Origin of the sequence: Streptomyces sp. NPDC048383 (assembly GCF_040651775.1) — a bacterium.
Classification (GTDB): Bacteria; Actinomycetota; Actinomycetes; order Streptomycetales; family Streptomycetaceae; genus Streptomyces.
In genome coordinates this window covers 55,079-76,852 of the sequence record NZ_JBEZKS010000019.1, presented here as the reverse complement: position 1 = coordinate 76,852, position 21,774 = coordinate 55,079, and the positions used below count along the sequence as shown (strand labels likewise).

Here is a 21,774-nt window from a genome sequence, read left to right as displayed (position 1 = left end):
CACAGCACACGGCCTGGCGCGAATGAACTGCTTATGTGGCCTAAACATCCTTGCTCCGACATTGGACGGGTGGCCCCCGCCCCCGCCTCGTCCGCGTCAACCGGATCTTGACGCTTGCATCCTGCAAGGGAGAGTTACGGACATGTCCGCATTGGGCAACGTGAGTTCTGAGTTGTGGCGGTTGATGGCGGCCGCGGGCCAGAGTGTGGCTCCTCGGCAAGGACGCCGGGAACCCCCGCCCGGTTTGCACGAGGCCGGGCGGGGCTACCTGTTGTAAGGAGTCATCTGCATGTCTGCTTCTCCCGCCACTCGCCGTCTCCTCGCCTCGGTCCTGGCCGCCGGCGGACTGATCGGCGCGGCCGCCATCCCGGCCGCCGCCCACGACGACGACCGGCGCGGCCACCGCGGCCAGCACTCCTCGATCGTCATCGGCGACATCCAGGACGACAGCCGCGGCCACGACAACCGCGCCCTCAACCGCGAATGGGTCGAGGTGAAGAACACCGGCCGCCACGCCGTCAACCTGCGCGGCTTCACCCTCTCCGACCGCGAGGGCAACCGCTACCGCTTCGACCACCTCCGTCTGGACGGCCGCTCCAGCGTCAAGGTCCACACCGGCCAGGGCCGCGACACCGACCGTGACGTTTACCAGGACCGCCGACACCAGATCTGGGACGAGCGCGACACCGCCACCCTCCGCGACGACCGCGGCAACGTCATCGACACCGAGACCTGGGGCCGCCGCGGCCACCACGGACACCACGACAACCACCGCGGCTGACCCAGGCCGGCAGCCACACCGTCGGCGACAGTGACCTGCCAGCCGGCACAGGAACGGCGTGCCGCGGCAACCCGCCGCGACGCGCCCCAGCCCCGATCGCCCCGGGCGCCTGACCTGCCGAACCTGTCAGCCTGCACTCCACGTCTGCGGCACGTGTGGGCGGCCAACTACAGGCGGCGCCCCGAGCTCATTGGAAGCAGCAGCGGCACATCCGTGCGCCCCCCGGGAGGTTCTTTGTGGAGTTCTGGCAGTATTCCCCGTCCGGAGTCACGGTCCCTCAGCTGGACCTCGACGCTTACCGCTTCCCGGGCGCAGACACCGTCGCGCCCACGGCCTGCGACGCCCCGCCGCACAGCCGCCCAGGTGACACGGACTGGCAACTGCCTCACCGTGGCGACGAGCATCCTCGCGCCCACTGGCCTGCGTCCGATCCCCGCCTCGCCTGGCGCCTGCCGCCCTTGGACCGGCGCCGCTTGGACCTCCAAGCGGCACTGACCACCGCCGGCATCCCACCACTCCCCGGCGACCTGGAAGCCATCCACACCCTGTCCGCACTCGACGACACCACCAACGCAGCCCTCGTACGGTGGATCACCACCAACCGCTGAACCTGCACTGCCCCCCACTACAAGTGGGCCCAGCCAAGGCGAAAACGGACACCGGTCGTCGACGGCGATCGTCAGACCGCGGTCAAGGGGTTTCCCTTCACGGTGGCTCCGGTCCGTGCGCAGATTTGCGTACGGACGGACGGACGGACGACCGCCGACCCTGCCCGCAGGCCGGAGGGTCCGAGGACACCGTGCGCCGCCGACCACATGCCCACTCCCGCCTACGAACGCACGCCGCCGACGACCACGAGCCCGTCGAAGACCTGGACCAGGTCTCGCAGGACCCCTCCTCGGGCCGCCCCATCGCCCCCATGGCTGCCGCGCCCGAGCGGACGGTTCGTGCAGGTCAGCCCCGGCGGCCGGCTGCTGCTGCAGACCTGGCGCAGCTCCCTGGCCAGGACCGATTCCCCGAACTGGTGACGGCTGCTGCCCAGTTGCCGGACGGCTTTGTCCTCGATGGCGAGCTCGCCGTTGGGACACCGCAGTCGACCGGTTGTCCTTCGAAGCCCGTCAGCGCCGGGCCGCCGCCCGTGGCCGCACCGCCACCGCGCTCGCCGCGACGAGCCCGGCGTTCTTCATCGCCTTCGACGCCTTGCAGATCGACGGCATCGAGCTACTGGCCCTGCCCTGTGCCGAGCGCTGAGGAGAAGTTATGGCCGAAGTTGATGGATGGATCTTGGAACGCAGCTTGAGGCCGTTCCTGGAGTTGCTGTCGCACTACGTGGGCTATGACTTCGAGGCCACCGACTGGGAGACCGTGGCACGGGCGATTGTGAAGACCGACGAGGAGCAGGCCGGCGGTTGGTACGTGTACCCCTTGATCGGCGACACGCACGGGGTCGAGGTTCGGCTTGCCCGCTCGGTAGGCGGCGAGGAGGTCTCCGTGAGCGTGAACGGACCCATGACGACCGAACTGGAGGTCCGGGCAGACACACTGCTGTCCGCCTTCGCGACTTATTGACCACACTCAGGGCAAGGTCCACTTGACCCGCTGGCTGCATGCGGTGTCTGTCGACCGGCGCGGCGTTCACCGGCATCTCGTCTGGTAGGTGCGCCTGCGCCCGGACGCGGCCGTGGAGGATGCGCCCCGGTTCGGTGGTGACCCGGCCGCGACCGCAGGATGACCTGCTGCACGCGGCAAGGGATCTTTGGCCGAACAGCGGCATGGAATCCGCAGAGGAGCCCCGCAGCCAACCCCGTCATGGGACACCTGAGTTGTCGGTCGTGGCTGGTCCATGCCTGGTGGTAGGCGGAGTGCGGGCCCCCGCGCGGGGCGGGGGGCCGGTCATTTTGAAGGCGCGTTCTTGTTGTAGTTGAGTGCTTCCTGGATCCAGGAGCGGAAGGCTCTCTCGGGTGCGAGGGCAGAGGCATCAACAACTACCCATCCTCGACTCATCGGTTTGCCTCGCATCTCGGGCCAGTGGGCGCCTTGCCGTGCCAGCAGTTCTGTAGCTCGGTCCGGGTCGCAGCGGACCATCAACTGGCCGTGAGCATGGGCAGTGGCTGCCAGCTTCCCATTGATCATGAAGGAGAGGCCGCCGAACATTTTCACCTCCCGGGAGTCAGCACTGCCGGACAGCGCCTGCCGGATGCGGTCGGCCAGATTCGGGTCGTATGCCATGGTCGGACTGCTCCTACCGGTGTCTGGGGAGGGGGCATCGGGGTCACTGGGCGGAGCCGTTTCGTTCACCGTACAGACCCCTACCGCGGTCCGCTTTGCAGGCAGACTGGACCAGGCCGGCACTGTGACCGAGGCCGCGCAGCAACTGCCGGGCGACCTCGGCCGTCGGCCCGCTCCACATGCCGCGCAGTTGGACGAGCTGCTCCTCGGCACTGTCGATGAGGCTGCCGATCAATGCCCGCTGCTCGGGCGGCACCACAGTCCGCCACATCGTCCCCGCACCGGGCGCCCTCTTCTCCTTGCCCAGTACTCGCAGCTGTCCGGCCACGGATACAGGCTGATACTCCTGACGCACCCACCACGGATCGCTGTCGTATACGGGCGGGCCACCGACTCCGCGGCGGTGTGCCGCTCGCGGAGGTTGCCCGGATCGCGGGGACTGAGGCGCGTTGCGGCGGGAGGCCGGCGTCCTCTACTCAGCTGCGGTGTTCCGCCGCCGGTAGAAGCTGCTGCTCGAACGGTGCGTCGTACTTGAACACTCGGTTCGGTATCCGCCGTCTGCGTCGACTCGACGATCGTGCGGGCCCACCAGCACGCAGCTTGCCCGGCTCTTGGCCGTCACCTCGGCCCGCACCCTGTTCCTGGCTGCCGACGGCATCGAGGCCGCCCGCGCCCTCTGGCCGGGGCCGCGGCGCGCACGGTCGTGGGTTCTGCGGTCAGACGGGTGAGGTCCCGGCGGTGTCGGCGGGCAGGGCGAGGCGTGAGCTGAGGCGGAAACGCATCTCGCCTGCGGCGACGCGGACCTCTTCGGAGCGCACCTCCTCCTCGGGGGCGCCGAGCCGCATCGTGACCGCTCTGGCTTCGTCGCTGGTCAGCAGCCTCAGGCGGGTCTCGGTCACGGCGTCCAGGAGTACGCCGAGGAAATCTTCGTCGTCCATATCCACGCCGGGACAATGCCGTGCCGCGGCCACGGTTACCACTGCGGCCCCGCGCAGAACAGCCGTCGCATCAACGGCCGGCACCGAGGTGCGCGCCCGGTCGCACAGCTCGCGCTCGTCAGGCAACCACTGGTATCTGCCGCCGCTGGCCGATACCCGGTCTGGTCGTTGTAGTGACGCGTAGGGTCATGGGCGGTTGGGCACGGAGGTAGTCATGGACGCAGGCGAAGAGCGCGGCCGCGAGGGCCCGGATCTGCTCGACACCTATCTGGCAGGGTTACGGGACCGGATCGGTGCGAGAGGGTTCGAGGCAGTGGTCCGGGCTGCCGATGCCACGTGCGTCCTGCTGGCGGAGGGGCATTCCGCCCTCTTGGCGGGCCCCGACGGCCAGGACGGCAGGCAGGACGCGGGCTTCGATGCGGACCTGCAGCGCGAGTATCTTACTTTGCTGGCGGTCCTGATCACCGGTCGTACCGATCACCGGGTGGTCCGCCTGCCGGGCCTGGACGGCCTGCCCGGCTGGGCGGTCGTGGAGGCCGATGTCGCCGAGGATCCGGCTGCCCTGGATGCCCTGTGTCAGCAGATCGAGGCCCGGGCCCGGGCCGGCGCGCAGACCGCGATCGCACTGGAAAACCTCTGGGACGCATGAGACCACCGATCCGATAACCGGTTTCGAGGCACGCCGCCGCGGCGAAACCCGAACTGCTCAGGCGCCGAGAGAGCGGCCAACCTCCGTGTGTGTCGAAGCCCCGCCGCCGACGGCCCGGCACCTCCCTGTAGTGGTCTGTGTGTCAGTGCCCGTCCAGTGACGCCGAAGGGCGAAGTAGGCGGCGGAGCTGTCGGTGAGCAGCCGGTCCAGGTCCTGCATGCTCTCCGGGCCTGGGGGTTGCTGCCGTGTGCCGGGCCTCGCGGACAGGTCCCGGCGGTGGGTGTCCGGCCACCGCCGGGAGTCCGCGGGGTGGGGGGAGGGGAGACCCGCGACACGACGACAACGTGCGCGGCCCCGACATGGTCACGACCTTGGCCGGCCGGGGACAGCCCGACCGGTGACGTTCACCAGGACGTGGCCGGGTTCGGGGCGGGACGCTCTGCGGCTGCCGGTTGAGGAGGTCCGGGCAGTTCCTGTGTTTTGGATCATGGGTTGTTCGAGCCCGCCGCCGTTGGGGCGCGGGTACGTTGGCCGCGGGGGACGGGTGCCGTGCGGAGCCCGGTGGGCGAGACTGGGGAGATGCTGATGGAGCAGCAGGTGGACGTACTGCCTGATGAGGACGGCGTGCGCGTCATCGCGTGCACGGGCGAGTTCGATCAGGACATCCTCGGCCCCCTGAAGGCGGCCTGCACGGCGGCCACGGACGACCCCGGCGTACGACGGATCGTCCTGGACGTCACCCAGGTCGCTTTTGCCGACTCCTCGATGCTGAACCTGATGCTGCGCCTGCGGGCTACCGACCGCCTGGTCCTGGCCGGCCCCCTGCCCGCCCAGCTCGCCCGGCTCCTGGACGTCACCTCGGCCCGCACCCTGTTCCTGACGGCCGAGGGCATCGAGGCCGCCCGCGTCCTCTAGCCAGGGTCAAACGCCGGCCGAGGCCACGGCCATCGCCCATCGCGCGGCCAGGGGCGACGGGCGCGGGACCAGCCGCCGGGGCCCGCTTGTCAGTGCCCGTCCGTACCGTCGAAAGCTGAGGGCTGGACGTGCGACCGACCGTCCGGGCGGGAGGACCTGCTTGAGGGCCACCGGCCACCCCGGTTGCTGATGGTGAGTGAGGGGCCCGGATCACACCGCACGTTTCTTGGTTGCCGGGCCAGCAGGGGGCGGCCCAGTCGGGCCCGGGCCCCGGCGAGGTGGTGGGTAGCGGTGCGCTGGGCCGACCGAAGGTCGTCCGGGCCGAGGACGCGGCCGAGAATCTCACTGTCGCAGCGCACCCGGCGCCGCGCTCGGCGAGTCCGGCGGACAGACGATCACCCGCAGAGCGGGGATCGCCCCTCCACCCTGCCGCCGACCTGCCCCCCGTCCCTCGGTCAGCGCTATTCGTGTGGGGTGTGGTCTAACGCTCGGTAAGTCGGCCGGGCCGCAACCGGCCGGGCTCGCACGCCGTCAGCCCCTACCGGGCCCACTCGATGTCGAGGTTGGGCGAGTGCGGCGCGCTGCGCTTGGTCGGGAGGGGCCACACCGAGGGCTTGGCCGTCAGACGGCTCCGCTGAGCCGGCTGGGACCGCGCCGTCCCTCCCTGCCCTGAGACGGTGAATGTTGTCGGCCCGCAGCCCCGCACTGTCCAGGGTGATGTCGAACAGCACTTTCTCCCCCTGGCGCAGACGGTTATCGCTTCCATGGACCGCTGAGGCTTCTGCCTGAACGTCAGGCCCAGCGCCTTGCTGACTGATGAGACCGACCCCCCGGTCACAGTCGAACCACTTCACCACACCGCTCGGCAACACACATCACCCCTCCGCTTGGCTTGGAGTCGGAAGCCGACACTGTCCGCCCCATCTCGGCCAGTCGGGAGGGCGTGTGCAGGGGCGTGAAGCAGTGGGATCCAGCGCGGTTGCAGCCGGCAGGCGCCGTACTAGCCTGATCTTTAACGTCCGACGTCGAACGGTACGTCGTACTTGATCAGTCGGTTCGGTAACCGCCGTACACGGAAGCGGCCTTCGTCTGGATCATGTACTCAGACCAAGGAACACACATGTCCAGCACAAAGGCCGTGAGGATGAGTCTGCCGCATCGTGATGCCCGGCAGGAGTCGCTGGAGGAACTGTCAGGATTCCGGGGCGAGTTCCACTCCCGTCTCACCGCTCGTTCGGATGCGCTGCTCGAGCCGACCGACGCGGTTCTGTGCAGTGACGGGCCGGTGAGATCGATTGTTGAGCTGTCGCTGGTAGGTGAACACCGCCGTGGTCACGGAGGGCTCTACGCCGCTGTGGCCTCGGCACCGCCACCGCGGCGGCCGTCGCGATCTGGCTCCGAACATGAACTCCTACGCGACCCAGCAGTAAACGCTCTGGTTTTGACGCCGGGCGCTGCTGACGAGAGCAGCCAGATCACCTACGATCGCGTGGGCGATCTCCGTGTCGATGACCTCACCATCCTCCGCACGCAGTTGGGCCCACGAGGCAGCGACGTCACGCAGCCTGGAGTGCGTGGCGTCCGCGAGTGCAGTGGACAGGCGAGGCGAGATCGCGAGGACGACGCATCCGTCGTTGTCCTGGCCGGCGACGATGCGAGGCTCACCGGCTTCGACGAGTTCCTCGAAGCTGCTGCCGGCCAGAAGGCATTCCCACTCGATCACGGCCTCCTCGGGATCGAAGTTGCCTAGGGAGAGCGACTCGAATGCCCGTCCCGGCCCAGTCTGGAGGGCCAGATCCGCTGACGTGTCGTCCGGCGCCACGAAGAACTTCACGATGATGCTCACCCGGGCATCATGCCCGACAGCCCACGACGGTGATCGGCCGGACAAGTCCTAGTTGCGGAGGTACAGAGCCTGCGCGATCTGGCCGTCACCTCCAGTGACCCACTCGTGGTGGCCAAGGCGGTGGCTGTCTCACACAAGGGCATCCAGCAAGCGTTGCTGACCCCGCTGGCTGCGGGGGAGTAGCTTGCCGAAGTGGTTGCGCTGCGGGGCAGCACGTATGCCGAATTGCAGATGTTCTTCCGCATGGTCCCACGCGGCGATGGAGTGCGACTGACGGACACCGGTCTGCTCGCGTTCGTCGACATGATCAAGGGTGAGGTGAGCGGCACGGTCGAGCCGTACGTGCTGCAGAGGGAGCGGGTCGTCGGCCGACCCTTCGTCCTGGTTTGTGAGTCACAGGTAGTGTCCCCCGGTCATGGTGAGCAGCCGATGGTCGACAGGGAACAGGCGTTCTTCCGCAGCCTAGGCCTCGGCGGCCCGGGCGGCCAGGGCAACGGGGGTGGCGTTGTCGAGGGCGTCGGTGTGGCGGTTGCTGACCGGCCGGCTCGGATGGAGTCTGCAGCGGCCCGAGCGGCCCGAGCGGCCCGAGCGGCCCGAGCGGCCCGAGCGGCCCGAGCGGCCCGAGCGGCCCGAGCGGCGGGCGGTGGATGGGATGAGTCGGAGATCGCCCGCTGGATCGCGCACGAGTGGCCGCGGATCAAAAGGGGGCCGTGAACATACGTGCCTGGATCGTCTTCCTCGACGAATCAGGCGTCTCCCTGCTCCCTCAGATCCGCCGTACCTACTGGCCCCGAGGGCGGACTCCGCTACTGCGGCACCGCCTGAACTGGAAGCGTGCGTCGATCGCCGGGGTCTTGGGTTACCACTCCACCGACCCCGATCGCGGGGCCCGCCTGTGCTTCCACCTCAAGCCCGGCAGCTACGACACCGCCGCCCTCATCGAGGTCCTGGAGCACATGAAGGTGTTCTACCGCGGCGAGCAGGTGGTCCTGGTCCCGGACGGCCTGTCCGCCCATTGGAGCCGGGCGATGCGGGCGTGGGTTGCCGAGCAGGACTGGCTGACCCTGGAGCGATTACCCGCCTACGCTCCCGAGCTGCACCCGGTGGAGCTGTTGTGGTCCTCGCTCAAGAAGCGTGAACTGGCCAACCTCGCCGGAGACCACCTCGCCGACGTCGCCGACGCCACCGAGCAAGGCATCCACCGCATCAACACCAACCCGCGACTGCCATGGTCGTTCCTCGCCCATACCGGTTTGACCATCCACCCAACACACCCACCGAACTTACGGAAAGATCAGTAGTAGCACGGCGCGAGTCTCGGGCTTCATCCATCGATGAAGCCCCTGCTCCACGGTGCGCAGGCTCGTGTCGTCGGAGCCTTGGCCTGCTCGATCTTCTTGCGGGCCTTCTCTTCCAGGTAGTGCGTCAGGCGGAGTTCGTACTCGTCCTCGAAGTGGCCGACGTCGAGTCGGTCTTCGGGTGCGAGTGCGGCCAGTGCTGTCTTGCGTTCCTGTGGGGTGGGGTGCAGGGCGAGCATGGGGTGGATCTTGAAGCGGCCTCGGCCGATGACGAGGATGAGGCGGGCGGCGACGAGGTAGGGCATGGCGCGGCTGATGACGCCGCGGTTCAGGGCGGGTCGGTGGCGAGTTCGTCGTGGGTGGCTCGGACGTGGCCGCCAGGCTGCTGTTGGGCGAGCATGAACAGAGGCAGGGCGTACGCGGTGGGCGGAAGCCTGGGCACGAACGTGAGGCCCGCATAGGGGTTGTACAGCGTGCTCGGGTACGGCGGCGGGGGAGTGGCCGAGGTCGTCATTCCTTTGCCTTCCCCTTCGTGCCAGGCCGCGGTCCTTGGGGCAGCTGTGCATCGGCCTGAGCCATGGATTTGAACGCGGCGGGGGCGTCCGGGTCCTCCAGGATCTGCTTGAGCAGGTCCAACTGGTCGACGCGTTCGCCCTTCACCTTGCCGGCCGCCCTGTCCGTCCCCCGCTCCAAAGTCCTCATGCCTCCGCGCAGGGCCGCCGACGGCGCGAGCTGATACACACCGCGACGGACCCGACGAAGAGCGCCATCCTCGACGAGAACACACAAGGCCCAGGAGATGTGCGAACGGCTGTATCCGCCGAGCTCCTTACCGATCTCCTGCTGGGTCTTTTCGATCACGCCGCCGACTTCCTGAAGGCCGATGCAGGCGACGAGAACATTGAGGACAAAACGAAGACCGGGGTCCGCGTACCGCTGGGATGCCCAACGCATGAAGGCAAGGGAGTCCATGCTGTACGTCCTACCGATGAAGCCTGTCGCCGTCGCCAACGGGTAAACGTGCGCTCCGTGCCCGGGGGGAACCTCCAACTTGTGCCCCGCGATGATGCGTTCCGAAGGGGCGGGTGACGGGAGGGGGCGGCGCCGCTTGACCGGCCGCGGTGGGGGAATGGGAACTGCAAGGGTGTTGCCTGCACTCATCGATGGCCCCTCATCGTCCTGGTTCGCCTTGAGCAAAAAGTGGACGTTGCAGAGCTGCGACGAACACCGTGCCGGTACTACAACGGAAGTCGGAGAAACGTCAGCGCCGTACTGGCGCATATCCCGCGTTCAGGCAACGGCCCTCCAGTCACCGGTTCACTCACCACGTGAACTCCCACGACGCCACAATGCGGACACAGCTCACCAACCGATTTCCTCACCGGTGGCTGCGAGGGCCTTGTCGGTGGGGAGGACGACCAGGCAGGCATGGACCAAGCCCCGTCTGGGAGACGCCCATGGACGGCATCGGGACGATCCGGGAACTCGTCCGGACGGAGCACTGCGAGCGGGCGCCCCATGTGCTCGGCGCATACATCCACAGATGGCTGATCACTCCCGGCGAGACCACGCCGCTCCTCGACCTCATTGACGGAGCCGCCGCCCGGACGGTCCTGCCGGACGATGCCGACACTGCCCGTCGAGAGCTGCGCCTGGCAGCGATGCGCGCCGCGCCCCCTGTGGAGTGGGGCGGGAGGGACCTGCGTGACGAGCCCGTGGCTGTCCGATCCGGGTGCCGCCGAGCAGCCGTAGCGCTCGGCGTGCTGATTCAGGTGAAATGACGGGTGTTCCGCATCCGCTCGCCAGCCCTGCATCGTCCGGGAAGAACCGTGTATCAGCCCCGCCGCCCCGCACACTCCTTACGCGCGGAAGCCGCATTCCGCACCCGACTCGCCGCCACCGGCGCCCAACTTCTCGAACCCGCCTGGCTTGGCAACAGCATCCCGCACCGGGTCCGCTGCCCCGCGGGCCACCTGTGCACACCGCGCCCGTCCAACATCCAACAGGGCCAGGGCATGTGCCGAACCTGCGCACGCAAGGACCCCGCCGCTGCTGCGGACGCCTTTCTGGAACGCTTGGCAGCCGATGGTGCCGCTCTCCTCGAACCCCTCTGGCTCGGCGTACACGCTCCTCACCTCATTCGCTGCACCGCGGGACACGTCACCCGCCGCCGCCCATCTACCCTGCGTCGTAGCGGATGGGTCTGCCGGCTCTGTCCCCGGGTTGCTGCCGGCTCCGAGTCCTGACGGGGTGTTTTGTCGTAGTACTGCGACAAAACACCGTCACCCCAGGCTTCGCTGACACGCGGTTTGGTGGCAGGACTGCAACGAACGAGCATGGATACGTCGGGACCTACTGACCTATCGTCAAGAGATATGTCAGTGCAGGGCTGACGCATATCCACGCAAGCATTCGCTTGACCAGCAAAAATGCTGCGCACTCCCTCTAAGAAAGCAGGCGCCGGTGACCGGTGGCCTCGGGCCCGTTCCCACTGCGACCGGCTCAGCGCCGGCCACGAAAACAGTCCGCTCGCTGTGGCCGGCGTCCAGAGGGGCCACGTCGTGGCGCGCTCTGCCGACGTCCCTACCCAATGTCTTCGCGCAGAGCCCTTGCTGGTGCCAGTGGACCGGCCCCTCACCCACTTGAAGCCTGGCGCCACCCAGTACACCCCTTCCACCGGAACCGATCCGCTAAGCCTGATTCGACCTCAGCCACAGAAGGCGCGCCCCAGCGAAAGCAGACTTCGATTCCCGGACTTCACGAATTCGCTCAGCCCGATCCGGTCTCAGCCACGCTATGAATGTTCACGCTCGCGCGCCCCGACGGCGGGTGCGTTTGGTGGCCGAGTGGTAGGCCCACGCTGCTTGCCATGGAGCGCAGCGAGAGGGCGAGCAGGATCGCCTGCCGGGGGGGCGCACCCCCGGCCGGCTGCCGGGCCGGGACCCGGTGAACCTCAGGTGGCAACAGTCTTGCGAGAACAGGATCGGTCAGCCACCGCACTGCCAGTTGTGAGAATCAGGGCGGCCTTGCTCAGGTCATGCCGAATCCGAAGTCCGGTTCCTGCGGCGCGTCCTCGAGTGGTAGGCCCATGTCCCGGCGGACGCGCTTGCGGAGCTGGTCGCGGATCTGGCGGATCACTTCGGTGCGGCCCAGCGGGCCATAAAGTGGTAAGCCGTCCGCCAGAGAGGAAAGTCTCATGGCAGGGCCTGCCACTTGCAGCCGGTGGCCGCTCGCCGCCGACCTCCGCCCCTGGGAGAAGCCGACCAAGCCCGAGCGCCTCATCCCGGCCCGGGTTCACCTCCTCTGCCCCGCCCGTGTTCCCCAACCTCGTGGCGCCAGTCCCGGATGGCCGCCCGGAAGCAAGAACCGCCGTCCCGCACCCCGCTACGAGGTTGGCAAGACCGTCAAGCGTCCTGAGACCCTCAAGGCGATCGGCAGACCCGGTAGATCCTGGTGGATGCCGGCTCCGCGACGCTCAAGGCGTGAAGATCAAGCTCACCAGACGATGACACCGCCGCCCTCGGCTTTGGCTCGTACGGAAGCGGCAACGATGTTGTCGAAGCGTCGGGTGACGTACTCCGTGCCATAGCCGCTGACTTCACCAAGGTGATCGAGGTGCGGGCGTATGGCTTCGCACTCGGCCAGGAAGTCGTCGATCTCCCCTGGCTCGACCTGGAGGTTGCCGCCGTCGAGCTGGGGAAGAAAGCGAGCCCCCAGTGCCCGAACCGCTTCAGAGCCCCACAGCTTGCTGCGCGATTTCTCGAATCCGGCCATGGTTTTGCTGTAGTCGTCGTCGGGGTCTTCCAGAAGGATCCACTCGCCGTTGGCTTCGTATACGTAGGTATCCACATTGAGGCTCATGCGTTGATTCTCCGGAACAGGCCGAGCCGCGTCGATTGGATTGCAGCCTCCGCGACAGCGTCACGCCTCTCACTCAGGGCAGACACTTCGGGACTCCCTCACGCTCCGGGGAAACGGGCTGGCCGATGATCTGCTCCGCGCGGGCCGTGATCGCCTCGGAGATGTCGCCATGACGCGCGAGACGACCTGGAGGAGCTGGGTGAGCGCGACGAGTTCTCCGATCCGTCCTCAGTGTGTGTCCAGGACGTGCGGGAACGCCGAGCGGATGCGCGCGGCGGTCGCGGCGGCACGCAGGCTGCACGTGTGCAGGAGGCCGAAGTCGTACCCCACAGGAACCAGCCCCCATGATTCCTAGTTTCTTTCCGCAAAGTCCGTGTCCCTCGCAAGTCACGTCTCTTTGGGCGACGGGAGAAGCCTCAGCCCGTGTCGCGCTCACTCGGCGCGTGATGTCGCTTAGAAGGCGTGCCGGGAGCGTATCAGGTGATAAGAGTCACTGAGCTCTGGATGAGCGCCACCGGTATTGGCCAAGTACCTGCCGCAGCACGAGGCTTGGTGGCATCACTGTGTGTGGCACCACCAGTAGCGCTCAACGACGAGCTCCTCGAGTGCGTGGAGCCTCTCCGCGGCCATCCGCGAAGAGGTATCGGGGTGTTTGAGCGCGATGCAGAGGTCGGAGGCGAGGTAGGTCGCCTCGCGAACCTCGCATTCTGCTCGGAGGGTTTCCAGGGGGGTCATCGTCTCCTGGGAGATGACGTCGAGAACGGTCTGCGTGTGCGGACCGCTGAACCGGGCCAGGAAGAACCAGTCGTCGGCAGGCTCGCCGAAGCGGGCCCACTCGAAGTCCAGAAGGGCCGTCACGCGCCGATCATGGACGAGCCAGTTGTCCCAGTGGCAGTCCGCGTGAACCGGGACGACTGCTTGCGCTTGTTGCGGCGCGCGCTCTGCGATCGCTGCCAGGCCGTCGATGAGACGGCGAGGGATGGTCTTGTGCCGGTCCAGGGCAGCGAGGTTCTCCACCTCGGAGAAGAGCGCAGCCTGGCTCGTGAACCCGCCGTGGTCGAGTGGTTCTCTCAGCATCTGGTCGATGGGGGCTGCGGGTATCCAGCTGTGCAGTCGGTCGAGCCGCTGGACCGCGTCCTCCGCCAACGCGCGCGCGGTCACACCGTCTATGCCGGGCATGCCCATGCCGGGAGCCGTCCCTGGCACGCGGGTGTAGCAGGCGTAGCGGACGTCATAGGTCCCCAGCCGGTGGAGCCCACTGCCGAGCAGAGGGGCCGCGAGGCCGGCGGGCAGGTGGGGCGCGAGTGCGATCTCCCGGTTCAGCCGCGCGTGGCCATCGGCGTCGATGATCTTCACGACGACGTCCGAGCTGACGTAGACGTGGTGGGAGCTGCTCTCGGCGGTGGTCATGGGGCCGGGGTCGTGCCCCAGGGCCGCTGCCGCGATCTCGCGAGTGGCATCGTGGGCTTGCCGCAGGTCGGTCATGAATGCTCCAGCCGCAGATGGTGATCTTGCCGGTGGGGTCAACCGAGGCACGGTTGCCCCCACAAATGATCCTCGATGTGTAAAGACAAGAAGATCATGCGGTGGCCCCCGGTCGCAGCGTTTTGCCTGCTCAATAGCGGGATGCCGTCCGACGACGGCATCCCCACGCCCGCGCCCGCCACGGCTGGAGTTCCAGGAACGACACCACCCCAGAACACTGTTGACGCTCGGCGGGGACTGCTCCCGTGACGGAGTGCTGATCAGCTGCAGGATCCGCTCGTGCCCGTGGCCGGCCTCCGCTTGACCAGGGTGGCGATCTTCCCGCCAGCAGCTGACTCAGACCGTAGGCGTTCGATCTCGAGGTGCTGGGCGGCGATCCGGGACAGTGCCAGCTGCCTGAACTCCTTGAGCTCGGCAATCTCGGTGTTCTGTTTCGCAAGGCGGTCCTCGAGCGCGCTGTTCGCTGCCTTGAGCCGTTGGATCTGCGCGGCTCTGGGGTCGACGCTGGTCCCGGCGTCCTGGAGGAGATTCAGGCGTCGTTCGAACTCTTCAGCCAGGTGTTGGTAGGGGCCTGGGCGGGTGGTGCCGTCGCGGTTCTTCTTCGGGTGGAACGCGGTGCGGGTCACTCCGGCCTCGGCGGCCAAGGCGCTGAGGTCGCATTTGCCGCTGGGAGGGAGTTCGCCCCGGAGTAGTCGATCGCGGAGCGGATCGCTTCTTCTTTCTGGCTGCGGGTCTCTTCGCTGATGCGTCCCATGTCAGAGCGCCCTTCCGTTTGCGGCGTCGATCTCGGCCAGGACGCGCAGGTCGCGGTCCAGGTCGGCTTGCAGGCGGGCCTTCTCCGTCGGCTGGCCGCGGCTGATGTTGCCGATGAAGATCTTCTTGTTCTCGGCGCTGTCGGCCCAGACGGGACGGTGGCTCTGGTGGTGGGTGGCTTGTGGGCAGCGGACGGAGTCACACATGCCGGCAAGCGGTTTGTCCGCGCCAGGTGTCCCGGCGAGGATCAAGCACAGTGCCTTGGACGGGTCGGCGAACCAGCAGTAGTTGGCGTTCCCCAGATGGAGGGTCTTCGCACGTCTGGAAACCAGGTTGATGACTTCCTGGTCACCGGGTTTGACGCCTGGCGCGGCTGCTTCCATCTCCCGCAGCTTCTCGTCGACGGAGGCGAAGAACTCGATCAGGTCCCGAGCGCCGGTCCCCGTGGGCATGATCCCGTTTTGTAAGTCGCGGAAGGCCGCCAGGGTCAGGTCCTTGTTGCGGACCTGTTCCTCCGCGGCGACGTCGGCGAGGAACTCGGCTTGGGCGCCTCCAGGCCGGTCCGCGTAGCCCTCGGTGGTCACCACGGTCACGTGCTTGGGATGGATCTTCGCGGCCAGGAGTCCGCCTGGGCGATGGGCGAGTTCCATCGCCAGGGTGCGGCGGGTGACCTGGGGGTTTATCGGGTCGTCCGGGATCGGAGCAAGCCCTAGACGTTGGCCTTCGGGGCCGTTGACCCAGGCGCGCAGGCTCGTGGATCGTCTGCTGAAAGTGAATCGGCCGAACGCGTGCGGGGACGTGTCTCGGGGCTCGTGCAGCGCGACCGCTAGTTGGACGGCGCTGTGAGCCTGGAGGACGGTGACCCACTCGTCCCAGACGCCGTCGGGCCCTTGTCCCTTGATCAGCTTGGTCCGTAGCCGGTAGCGCATGCGGCCGGGTCCCAGCTCCTGCGGCGGAACGCAGGCGTCGAGGGGTATCTCCATCAACTCGCTCGCCCGCATTCCGGTCAGCAGGGCGACCACGAGAACGCAGGCTGTCCGGACCCGCTCCACGAGGAAATTCAGCGACATGTGCCCGTCACCCCCTCGGTCCATGCCACCTCCCCGGCGCCGTCCGCGCGCGGCACCGCCGTGGCACCCCGCCCCCAACGGGGTTTCACACCGAGGGAGGCCGCCGCTTGCTCCATCAGCGGGCGCAGGGCGGGCATCCAGTGGCCATTGAACCGCGCATGGCCCGCTTCTCGAGCCAAGGCGTTGAAGTTCACTGCCAGCAGCGGGTCCTCCTTCGACCAACCGTCGAGCAGGCGCTTGGCCACGTCGGTGTACTCGAGGGCCTCCAACGGCGGGTCTTGCAACCGGCCACTTCGAAGGGGGTGCGGCCCGGCCATGGAATGAATCCATCGGCGAGTCGGTCAGCGCTGAATAGTGCGCTGTAGAAGGCGGGCTCCTGCATAGCGTGCACCGCGGCCAGCCGTGTTGGCGGAGCAGCGGGCCGAAGGACTCTGCCCTTGCGGTCCCGCACATCGCTGCGGTGCAAGTAGTCCCGCGGCAGGACATCCGGCGACGCCGCGACGCGATGATCAAGCACGGGATCCCCGCTGCGGAAGCCGACCGGGCCACCGCCTTCCAGGACCGCTGGGGCGGCCTCGCCTTGCCGCCGGCCCCGCTCTACGACGGCGGCCCCCGCACCCTGGACGCCGGCTGCCCCGAGCGGATGGCCGGGCAGGGCTGGTCCTTCGAGGCGGGCCAGTGTCGGGTCTCCATGGCCCACGGATTCAAGATCGGCCCCGACGGGGCGTTCGGCATCGACGCCTACCAAGTGGACACCCCTGCACGCCGACACGGACGGCTGGGTGGAATCCCTGGCGCTCGCCGACCACGCCCGCCGCTGGGCCAGAACCGTCACAAGGATCAAGGGCAAGGCGGTCGAGGCCCTAGACCTCGGTGGCTTCGAGCCTGTACCCGAAGTGCGGGGGAGTGACCGACAACTGGTGGCGGGGCGAGGACTCCCTCATCGCCGTGTACCGGGGTGAGGCCGTTGGCCTTGACGCCCCGCAATGCCTCGAAGCCCACATCTACGGTGGCCTCGACGGGTGGGGCCTCCACGGCGGCTGACTCGTAGGGCTGGATCTGAGCACTACTTGCGACGAAGCCTTCTTCGACGGCCTTCCTTGGGGGAGCTTCCCTGGCGGGAAGAGGGTCCGGGAGGCCGTGCGCCTGTTGCGCAGTGGAGAGGGGTGCGCACGTGATGCCCTGGATGTGCTGCTTGGCCTGTGTGCCGACGACAGCCGGGCCGCTGTCGCTCTCGTCGTGCCGTCCCTGATCCGGATCGCCGGCGACCCGCACCATTCGCACCGCGCCGAGGCCCTCTACGGTCTCGTCGGCCCGGCCCGCGCCCGCTACTTCGGTGTCGCCTCTCGCGATGAATTGCTCCTGCACCGCTCCGGCCCCGGGCAGGAGTTCCTCGGCGGCTACGACTACTACGGCGTGGAGATAACCGGCTACCCGGCGGGTTGGTCGGTGGCCGGCGCCCGAGCCGCGATTACCGCCGGCTCCCGTGTGCTGGCGCATCTCCTCGACGACTCCGACCCCGCGGTGCGCGTCGGCGCCTCCTACGCTCTCGCCACCGCGGCCGATCCCGACCGTAGGATCCGCAACGACTTCACCACCTGGTTCGCGAAGGAGCAGGACCCCGTGGTCCGGGCCGCCTTGGTTTTCGCCACCGCAGAGATCACGCGTGCCCACCCGGACCCGCTGGACACCGCGTGGATGCGCGAGCTGTGGCCGAGCTGCGGGCCGTAGGGCTGCTCGACATGGACGATGCGGCTATCGCCGCCTCGCACGTCAGGGCCCTCAAAGGGGGGCTCACACCGGACCTTCGCCGGTCGACCGTGCTCGCCCCGGCAGCAAGCACCACCTCATCGTCGATCGTCACGGAATCCCACTCGTCGTCTCCCTGACCAGCGGAAACAGGCACGGCGTCACGCAGCTCATGCCTCTCCTGGACGCGATACCCCACATTCGCGGGGTTCGCGGACGGCCACGCCACCGGCCCCATCGACTCTTCGCCGACCGCGGCTACGACTTCGACAAGTACCGGCGCTTGATCCGGGCCCGTGGGATCACGCCCAAGATCGCCCGACGTGGCCCGGTCCACGGCTCCGGCCTGGGCAGGACTCGTTGGGTCGTCGAGTGAACCTTCGCCTGGCTCCACCAGTTCAAACGACTCCGGATCCGCTACGAGATACGAGCCGACCTCCACCTCGGCTTCCTCCGACTCGCCTGCAGCATCATCTGCTTACGCCGACTCCGAACCTCATTCTGAAACGATCAGTAAACCGGCGTGCGGCGGACCCAGTTCTGGCCGTTGCCGAAATTGTCGACTTCGAGAACCCTGACGGCCCGCGCTTCGCGGCCACCCCGGCCGCCATCCCGGCGTTGGGCCGCACCTGAGCCCGGCGCAGACCTTAGCGGGGCATGGCCGCGATGGCGGCGCGGGCGATCTCCTTGGCCTCCGACTTGCATGTCGACGCGGGGTGTTCCTCCCCGCCCAGAGCCACGCGGACCACGAGGTTGCCGTCGCGGACGTTCAGGCTGCAGTGTTCTCCGGGATGGGGATAAGTCACGTACGGGGCGCTCCAGTACGCCTCGTCGCCGAAGCCGAGATCTGTCGCCCGGGTTTCCTTGGCGGCTTTCTCTCGGAAATCCTTGCGCTGTTGCTCGGCTTCGTTGTCGCCGCGCTTCAGTTCCCAGCCGACGAACGCGTGGACCTCGTCGACCAAGCCGGCGATCCTGACCTTCGTGGCGTCGCTGGATATCTTTCCCCAAGCGCAGCTGGTCGAGGCGCCGCTGCCCTCGCCGTAGTAGTCAAGCTCCTCCGAGCGGGCAGGCAGCGGTAGTTGCGCGGCGACCTCGGAGCAGATCGGCGCCTTCGCATAACGCAGCGCGACTGGTTCGCCGTCGCTCTTCAGCGCGTACACGCCGGTTCCGATGCCGACGACGGCGAGCACACCGCCCCCGACCAGAGCGATGATCTTTCCGGTGCGCCGACCGGGCGGGGGCAGGGGCGCCGTGGGGGCGGGCGTCCGTCTCGGCGCGGTCGTTCCCCCGTCGGCAGGAAGGGGCGAGGCGAGGGCGGGCACAAGCGTTCGATCTGTGTCGCCCAGCAGCCGGTCGATGTCGGCCCGCTGGGCGGCGATCGTCTGGTGCACGGCGAGAGGCCAAGATCGGTCGGCGGCCGCGACCGGTCCGAGAAGTGTGAGGAGCTGCTGCGGGGTGGGACGGGCCGCCGGGTCCTTGGCCAGGCACGGCCCGACGACCATGCGCAGCCCCGGCGTCAGGGCGGACAGGTCGGGCTCGAGGTGCACGACGTTGTAGAGGGTCCCCGCCATCGACGTACCCGTGAAGGGGCTGTCGCCCGTCGCGGCCATCGCCAGGACCGCGCCGAGCGAGAACACGTCGCTGGCCGGAGTCAGTTCGCGGCCTTCGGCCTGTTCCGGTGACATGAACGCGGGCGAGCCGATCACCCAGCCGGTCTGCGTCAGCTCGGTCGCCTCCATGCCCTCGGCGACGCGCGCGATGCCGAAGTCGATGACACGTACGCCGTCCTCGGCGAGCAGGACGTTCTCGGGCTTGAGGTCGCGGTGGATCAGTCCCGTCCGGTGGATCTCGGTCAATGCGGTGGCCAGTCCGGCGGCGAGGCGGCGTACGGACTCTTCGGGAAGCAGGCCCGCCTTCTCCACGGCCGCGCCCAGCGAGGGCCCGTTGATGAAGACCGAGGCGAGCCACGGTGTTGGGGCATCCGCGTCGGCATCCATCACGGCTGCCGTGTACGCGCCGGACACCCGGCGCGAGGCGGTGACCTCGCGCCGGAAGCGGGCCCTGAACCCGGCGTCCGCGGCGAACCGTGTGTGTACCTGCTTGACGGCGACGAGCCGTCCGTCCGGTGCGGAGCCGAGCAGCACCCGTCCCATCCCACCCCTGCCCAGCTCGGCGAGGAGACGGTAGGGCCCAGCGGTGGCCGGACCGGCCGTCCCCAGCGGCCTCATCGTGCGGACTCCGCCAGCTTCAGGGCCGACTTCCCTGCAGCCTGGGCGATGTCCCTGGCCTCGTCACTGGAGTAGCGCGTGCTCTCCACGATGACGTTGAGCCTCATGTTGATGTCCCGGGCGTACAGATTAGCCATGCTCCGCTGCCAGTGCGCCTCCTCACCGACGCCGACGTCAACACGCTCGTACGACCCGTGGGCGGAGGCGTAGCCGCTCTCGTACTTTTCCTTCGCCAGCTCCGCTCCGGTCTTGCCGCCGTCCGAGAGGTGACGGTTCCAAGAGACGATGACCCTGTCTCCGTACCGATTGCTCCAGAAGCACTGGTTCGATTCCTGTGGCATTTCACCCGCGGCCTCGAGGTTGCCGGTCGGATCTCCGTAGCCCGCCGGTACCTCGACCTTGCCCTTGGCCTCCTTGCACGACGGCACCCGCTGCGTGTACTTGTCGGGGGCCTTCGACAGAGGTGTCGTCCCGGGGGTCGGGACGGTTTCACTCCCGCTCGGCGCCTCGGCGTCCGACTTGCCCGGGGACGCGCTCGTCCGGCCGCCGTCCCTTCCTCCACCGTTGCCGTCCGGGGGCAGGAAGTTCAAGGCCGTCACCATGGCCACCACCACTACCGCGGCCGCCCCGGCCAGCCACCAGGCGCGCTTCCCACGGGCTGCGACGGCGGGCGGTGCGGGAGGGAATGGCAGCGGGGACACGACGGGCGGGGAAGGAAGTCTGGCGGACGCGGAGGCGGTGGAAACAGCGGAGACGGCGGGTCCGGCGGCCAGTTGGTCAACATCCGCGCGCTGTTCTGCAGCAAGCCGGTGTACCGCTTCGGGCCACGGCCGGGACGTCGACGTCACCGTGCCAATCGCTGTGAGGAGCTCCAGCGGCGACGGACGTTCCGCCGGTTCCTTGGCCAGACACGACTCGATGAACGATCGCAGCGCATGCGGCACCGCGCTAAGGTCCGGTGCGCCGTGCGCGACGTTGTAAAGCACACCCGGCACCGACGTACCCGCGAACGGCGGCATGCCGGTGCACGCCATCACGAGGGTCGAACCAAGCGAGAACACGTCGGCGGCGCCGGTCAGCGGAAGACCCTGTACCTGTTCCGGCGCCATGAACGGCGGCGATCCCACCATGGCACCGGTGCGGGTGAGCTTCGTGTGCCCCTCGGCGGCCCGCGCGATGCCGAAGTCGATGACGCGTACCCCGTCCTCGGCGAGCAGCACGTTGGACGGCTTCAGGTCGCGGTGGACCAGGCCGGCCCGATGCACGTCGATCAGCGCCTGTGCGAGGCCCGCCGCCAGGAGCCTTACCGCTTCCTCAGGCAACGGGCCTGCGGCGTCGAGCGCCTGGCTCAGCGTGGGACCAGGTATGAAAACCGAGGCCAGCCAGGGTTCTTGGGCCTCCGTATCGGCGTCCATCACGGCGGCGGTGTAAGCACCGGAGACTGTGCGTGAGGCCGCCACCTCGCGCCGGAAACGGGCCCGGAACCCGGCGTCCTCGGCCAGTTCGGGATGCACCTGCTTAACGGCGACGAGAGGGCCGTCGGGGGCCACTGCGAGCAAAACACGTCCCATGCCGCCGTGCCCAAGTTCTGTCACCACCCGGAACGGACCTATGTACGACGGCCCGGACAGCCCTGTTGCACGCATGACGCCCTGCCCCTCCCCGTGGAGGACCTTCCGGTCCCGAAGCGGAAGGATCATACAGACAAAGGTATCGCCATGCGATGGGAACAGCTCCAACCCCGCAGCGCGGAGTCAAAGGCGGTTGTCTTTCCGAGAGTAATGAAGGCGTTTCTGCTGGTCAGGCATGGGGTGGGGCTTCCGGTGGCAGGGACGAGATGTCGTGTCGTCCCTTCGGTGGAGGTGCCGGATGCCGTCGGTGATGGGATTGCTGGAGGAGCGTGAACGTGCCGCTCGGCAGCGGGTGGACGCCCTTCAGGCCGACTTGGGCTCAAGAGGGTTACCCCTGACCG

The 21,774-nt window shown here is 68.2% G+C and carries 24 protein-coding genes and 4 pseudogenes; 13 read left to right on the top strand and 15 right to left on the bottom strand.

Features of this window, described 5'->3' with window-relative positions:
• Positions 1-289: 289 nt before the first annotated feature.
• From AB0D46_RS15985 to AB0D46_RS15970, 4 genes are all read left to right on the top strand, one after another.
• Positions 290-781 carry a lamin tail domain-containing protein gene (locus AB0D46_RS15985; protein ID WP_362877918.1) on the top strand — a complete coding sequence of 164 codons (492 nt, stop codon included), beginning with the start codon at positions 290-292 and terminating at the stop codon, positions 779-781.
• Between the two features lie 473 nt (positions 782-1,254).
• Complete coding sequence (locus tag AB0D46_RS15980) at positions 1,255-1,389, top strand: hypothetical protein (RefSeq protein ID WP_362877917.1); 135 nt, start codon at positions 1,255-1,257, stop codon at positions 1,387-1,389.
• Positions 1,390-1,882: 493 nt separating this feature from the next.
• Positions 1,883-2,032 (top strand): hypothetical protein, encoded by a 150-nt coding sequence (locus tag AB0D46_RS15975; RefSeq protein WP_362877916.1) that lies wholly within the window; start codon positions 1,883-1,885, stop codon positions 2,030-2,032.
• 9 nt (positions 2,033-2,041) lie between these two features.
• Positions 2,042-2,350 (top strand): hypothetical protein, encoded by a 309-nt coding sequence (locus tag AB0D46_RS15970; RefSeq protein WP_362877915.1) that lies wholly within the window; start codon positions 2,042-2,044, stop codon positions 2,348-2,350.
• Between the two features lie 324 nt (positions 2,351-2,674).
• On the opposite strand, the gene AB0D46_RS15965 is transcribed toward AB0D46_RS15970, so the two are convergent.
• The 3 genes from AB0D46_RS15965 to AB0D46_RS15955 form a co-directional block, all read right to left on the bottom strand.
• Positions 2,675-3,010 (bottom strand): TfoX/Sxy family protein, encoded by a 336-nt coding sequence (locus tag AB0D46_RS15965; protein ID WP_362877914.1) that lies wholly within the window; start codon positions 3,008-3,010, stop codon positions 2,675-2,677.
• Between the two features lie 43 nt (positions 3,011-3,053).
• Complete coding sequence (locus AB0D46_RS15960) at positions 3,054-3,338, bottom strand: hypothetical protein (protein WP_362877913.1); 285 nt, start codon at positions 3,336-3,338, stop codon at positions 3,054-3,056.
• Positions 3,339-3,726: 388 nt separating this feature from the next.
• A complete protein-coding gene (locus tag AB0D46_RS15955) occupies positions 3,727-3,948 on the bottom strand; it encodes a hypothetical protein (protein ID WP_362877912.1) in 222 nt (73 codons plus the stop codon).
• Positions 3,949-4,162: 214 nt separating this feature from the next.
• Between AB0D46_RS15955 and AB0D46_RS15950 the strand changes: the two genes are divergently transcribed.
• Both AB0D46_RS15950 and AB0D46_RS15945 read left to right on the top strand, forming a co-directional pair.
• A complete protein-coding gene (locus AB0D46_RS15950; protein ID WP_362877911.1) occupies positions 4,163-4,597 on the top strand; it encodes a hypothetical protein in 435 nt (144 codons plus the stop codon).
• A 585-nt stretch (positions 4,598-5,182) separates the two neighbouring features.
• Positions 5,183-5,512 (top strand): STAS domain-containing protein, encoded by a 330-nt coding sequence (locus tag AB0D46_RS15945; RefSeq protein WP_362877910.1) that lies wholly within the window; start codon positions 5,183-5,185, stop codon positions 5,510-5,512.
• A gap of 461 nt (positions 5,513-5,973) precedes the next feature.
• On the opposite strand, the gene AB0D46_RS15940 is transcribed toward AB0D46_RS15945, so the two are convergent.
• The gene (locus AB0D46_RS15940) at positions 5,974-6,366 is read right to left on the bottom strand and encodes a cold shock domain-containing protein (RefSeq protein ID WP_362877960.1); all 393 of its coding nucleotides are present in this window, start codon (positions 6,364-6,366) and stop codon (positions 5,974-5,976) included.
• Between the two features lie 290 nt (positions 6,367-6,656).
• On the opposite strand from AB0D46_RS15940, the pseudogene AB0D46_RS15935 reads away from it, so the two are divergent.
• Positions 6,657-6,869, top strand: a pseudogene (locus AB0D46_RS15935) (transposase); the annotation flags it as partial.
• 54 nt (positions 6,870-6,923) lie between these two features.
• Here AB0D46_RS15935 and AB0D46_RS15930 read toward each other — a convergent pair.
• Complete coding sequence (locus tag AB0D46_RS15930) at positions 6,924-7,358, bottom strand: hypothetical protein (protein ID WP_362877909.1); 435 nt, start codon at positions 7,356-7,358, stop codon at positions 6,924-6,926.
• Between the two features lie 710 nt (positions 7,359-8,068).
• On the opposite strand from AB0D46_RS15930, the gene AB0D46_RS15925 reads away from it, so the two are divergent.
• Positions 8,069-8,659 carry a transposase gene (locus AB0D46_RS15925; RefSeq protein WP_362877908.1) on the top strand — a complete coding sequence of 197 codons (591 nt, stop codon included), beginning with the start codon at positions 8,069-8,071 and terminating at the stop codon, positions 8,657-8,659.
• Between the two features lie 23 nt (positions 8,660-8,682).
• Here the strand turns inward: AB0D46_RS15925 and AB0D46_RS15920 are convergent, their stop codons facing one another.
• The 3 genes from AB0D46_RS15920 to AB0D46_RS15910 are packed head-to-tail and all read right to left on the bottom strand — an operon-like array spanning position 8,683 to position 9,628.
• Complete coding sequence (locus AB0D46_RS15920) at positions 8,683-8,961, bottom strand: hypothetical protein (protein WP_362877907.1); 279 nt, start codon at positions 8,959-8,961, stop codon at positions 8,683-8,685.
• A 23-nt stretch (positions 8,962-8,984) separates the two neighbouring features.
• Entirely contained in the window at positions 8,985-9,170 is a 186-nt protein-coding gene (locus AB0D46_RS15915; protein ID WP_362877906.1) for a hypothetical protein, read from the bottom strand.
• Entirely contained in the window at positions 9,167-9,628 is a 462-nt protein-coding gene (locus AB0D46_RS15910; protein WP_362877905.1) for a hypothetical protein, read from the bottom strand. Before AB0D46_RS15910 ends, AB0D46_RS15915 begins: the two co-directional genes overlap by 4 nt.
• A gap of 485 nt (positions 9,629-10,113) precedes the next feature.
• Between AB0D46_RS15910 and AB0D46_RS15905 the strand changes: the two genes are divergently transcribed.
• Complete coding sequence (locus AB0D46_RS15905; RefSeq protein ID WP_362877904.1) at positions 10,114-10,437, top strand: hypothetical protein; 324 nt, start codon at positions 10,114-10,116, stop codon at positions 10,435-10,437.
• A gap of 1,445 nt (positions 10,438-11,882) precedes the next feature.
• Positions 11,883-12,110 (top strand): annotated as a pseudogene (locus AB0D46_RS15900) (transposase); the annotation flags it as partial.
• 41 nt (positions 12,111-12,151) lie between these two features.
• On the opposite strand, the gene AB0D46_RS15895 reads toward AB0D46_RS15900, so the two are convergent.
• From AB0D46_RS15895 to AB0D46_RS15875, 5 genes are all read right to left on the bottom strand, one after another.
• Positions 12,152-12,517 carry a hypothetical protein gene (locus AB0D46_RS15895; protein WP_362877903.1) on the bottom strand — a complete coding sequence of 122 codons (366 nt, stop codon included), beginning with the start codon at positions 12,515-12,517 and terminating at the stop codon, positions 12,152-12,154.
• 558 nt (positions 12,518-13,075) lie between these two features.
• Positions 13,076-14,002: an aminoglycoside phosphotransferase family protein gene (locus AB0D46_RS15890; RefSeq protein ID WP_362877902.1), complete on the bottom strand. Its 927-nt coding sequence runs from the start codon at positions 14,000-14,002 to the stop codon at positions 13,076-13,078.
• A gap of 260 nt (positions 14,003-14,262) precedes the next feature.
• Complete coding sequence (locus tag AB0D46_RS15885; protein ID WP_362877901.1) at positions 14,263-14,646, bottom strand: hypothetical protein; 384 nt, start codon at positions 14,644-14,646, stop codon at positions 14,263-14,265.
• A gap of 111 nt (positions 14,647-14,757) precedes the next feature.
• Entirely contained in the window at positions 14,758-15,825 is a 1,068-nt protein-coding gene (locus AB0D46_RS15880) for a hypothetical protein (protein ID WP_362877900.1), read from the bottom strand.
• Positions 15,816-16,094 carry a hypothetical protein gene (locus tag AB0D46_RS15875; RefSeq protein ID WP_362877899.1) on the bottom strand — a complete coding sequence of 93 codons (279 nt, stop codon included), beginning with the start codon at positions 16,092-16,094 and terminating at the stop codon, positions 15,816-15,818. The genes AB0D46_RS15880 and AB0D46_RS15875 overlap by 10 nt, the downstream gene beginning before the upstream one ends.
• 236 nt (positions 16,095-16,330) lie before the next feature.
• Here AB0D46_RS15875 and AB0D46_RS15870 point away from each other — a divergent pair.
• The 3 genes and pseudogenes from AB0D46_RS15870 to AB0D46_RS15860 all read left to right on the top strand — a co-directional run.
• Positions 16,331-16,869 (top strand): annotated as a pseudogene (locus tag AB0D46_RS15870) (hypothetical protein).
• A gap of 195 nt (positions 16,870-17,064) precedes the next feature.
• Positions 17,065-17,556: a hypothetical protein gene (locus AB0D46_RS15865; protein WP_362877898.1), complete on the top strand. Its 492-nt coding sequence runs from the start codon at positions 17,065-17,067 to the stop codon at positions 17,554-17,556.
• A pseudogene (locus AB0D46_RS15860) lies at positions 17,535-18,079 on the top strand (IS5 family transposase); the annotation flags it as partial. The gene AB0D46_RS15865 and the pseudogene AB0D46_RS15860, both read left to right, overlap by 22 nt.
• Positions 18,080-18,221: 142 nt before the next feature.
• Here the strand turns inward: AB0D46_RS15860 and AB0D46_RS15855 are convergent.
• Both AB0D46_RS15855 and AB0D46_RS15850 read right to left on the bottom strand, forming a co-directional pair.
• Entirely contained in the window at positions 18,222-19,802 is a 1,581-nt protein-coding gene (locus AB0D46_RS15855; protein ID WP_362877897.1) for a serine/threonine-protein kinase, read from the bottom strand.
• Positions 19,799-21,502, bottom strand: a complete 1,704-nt coding sequence (locus AB0D46_RS15850; RefSeq protein ID WP_362877896.1) for a serine/threonine-protein kinase — start codon at positions 21,500-21,502, stop codon at positions 19,799-19,801. The genes AB0D46_RS15855 and AB0D46_RS15850 overlap by 4 nt, the downstream gene beginning before the upstream one ends.
• Positions 21,503-21,774 lie beyond the last annotated feature (272 nt).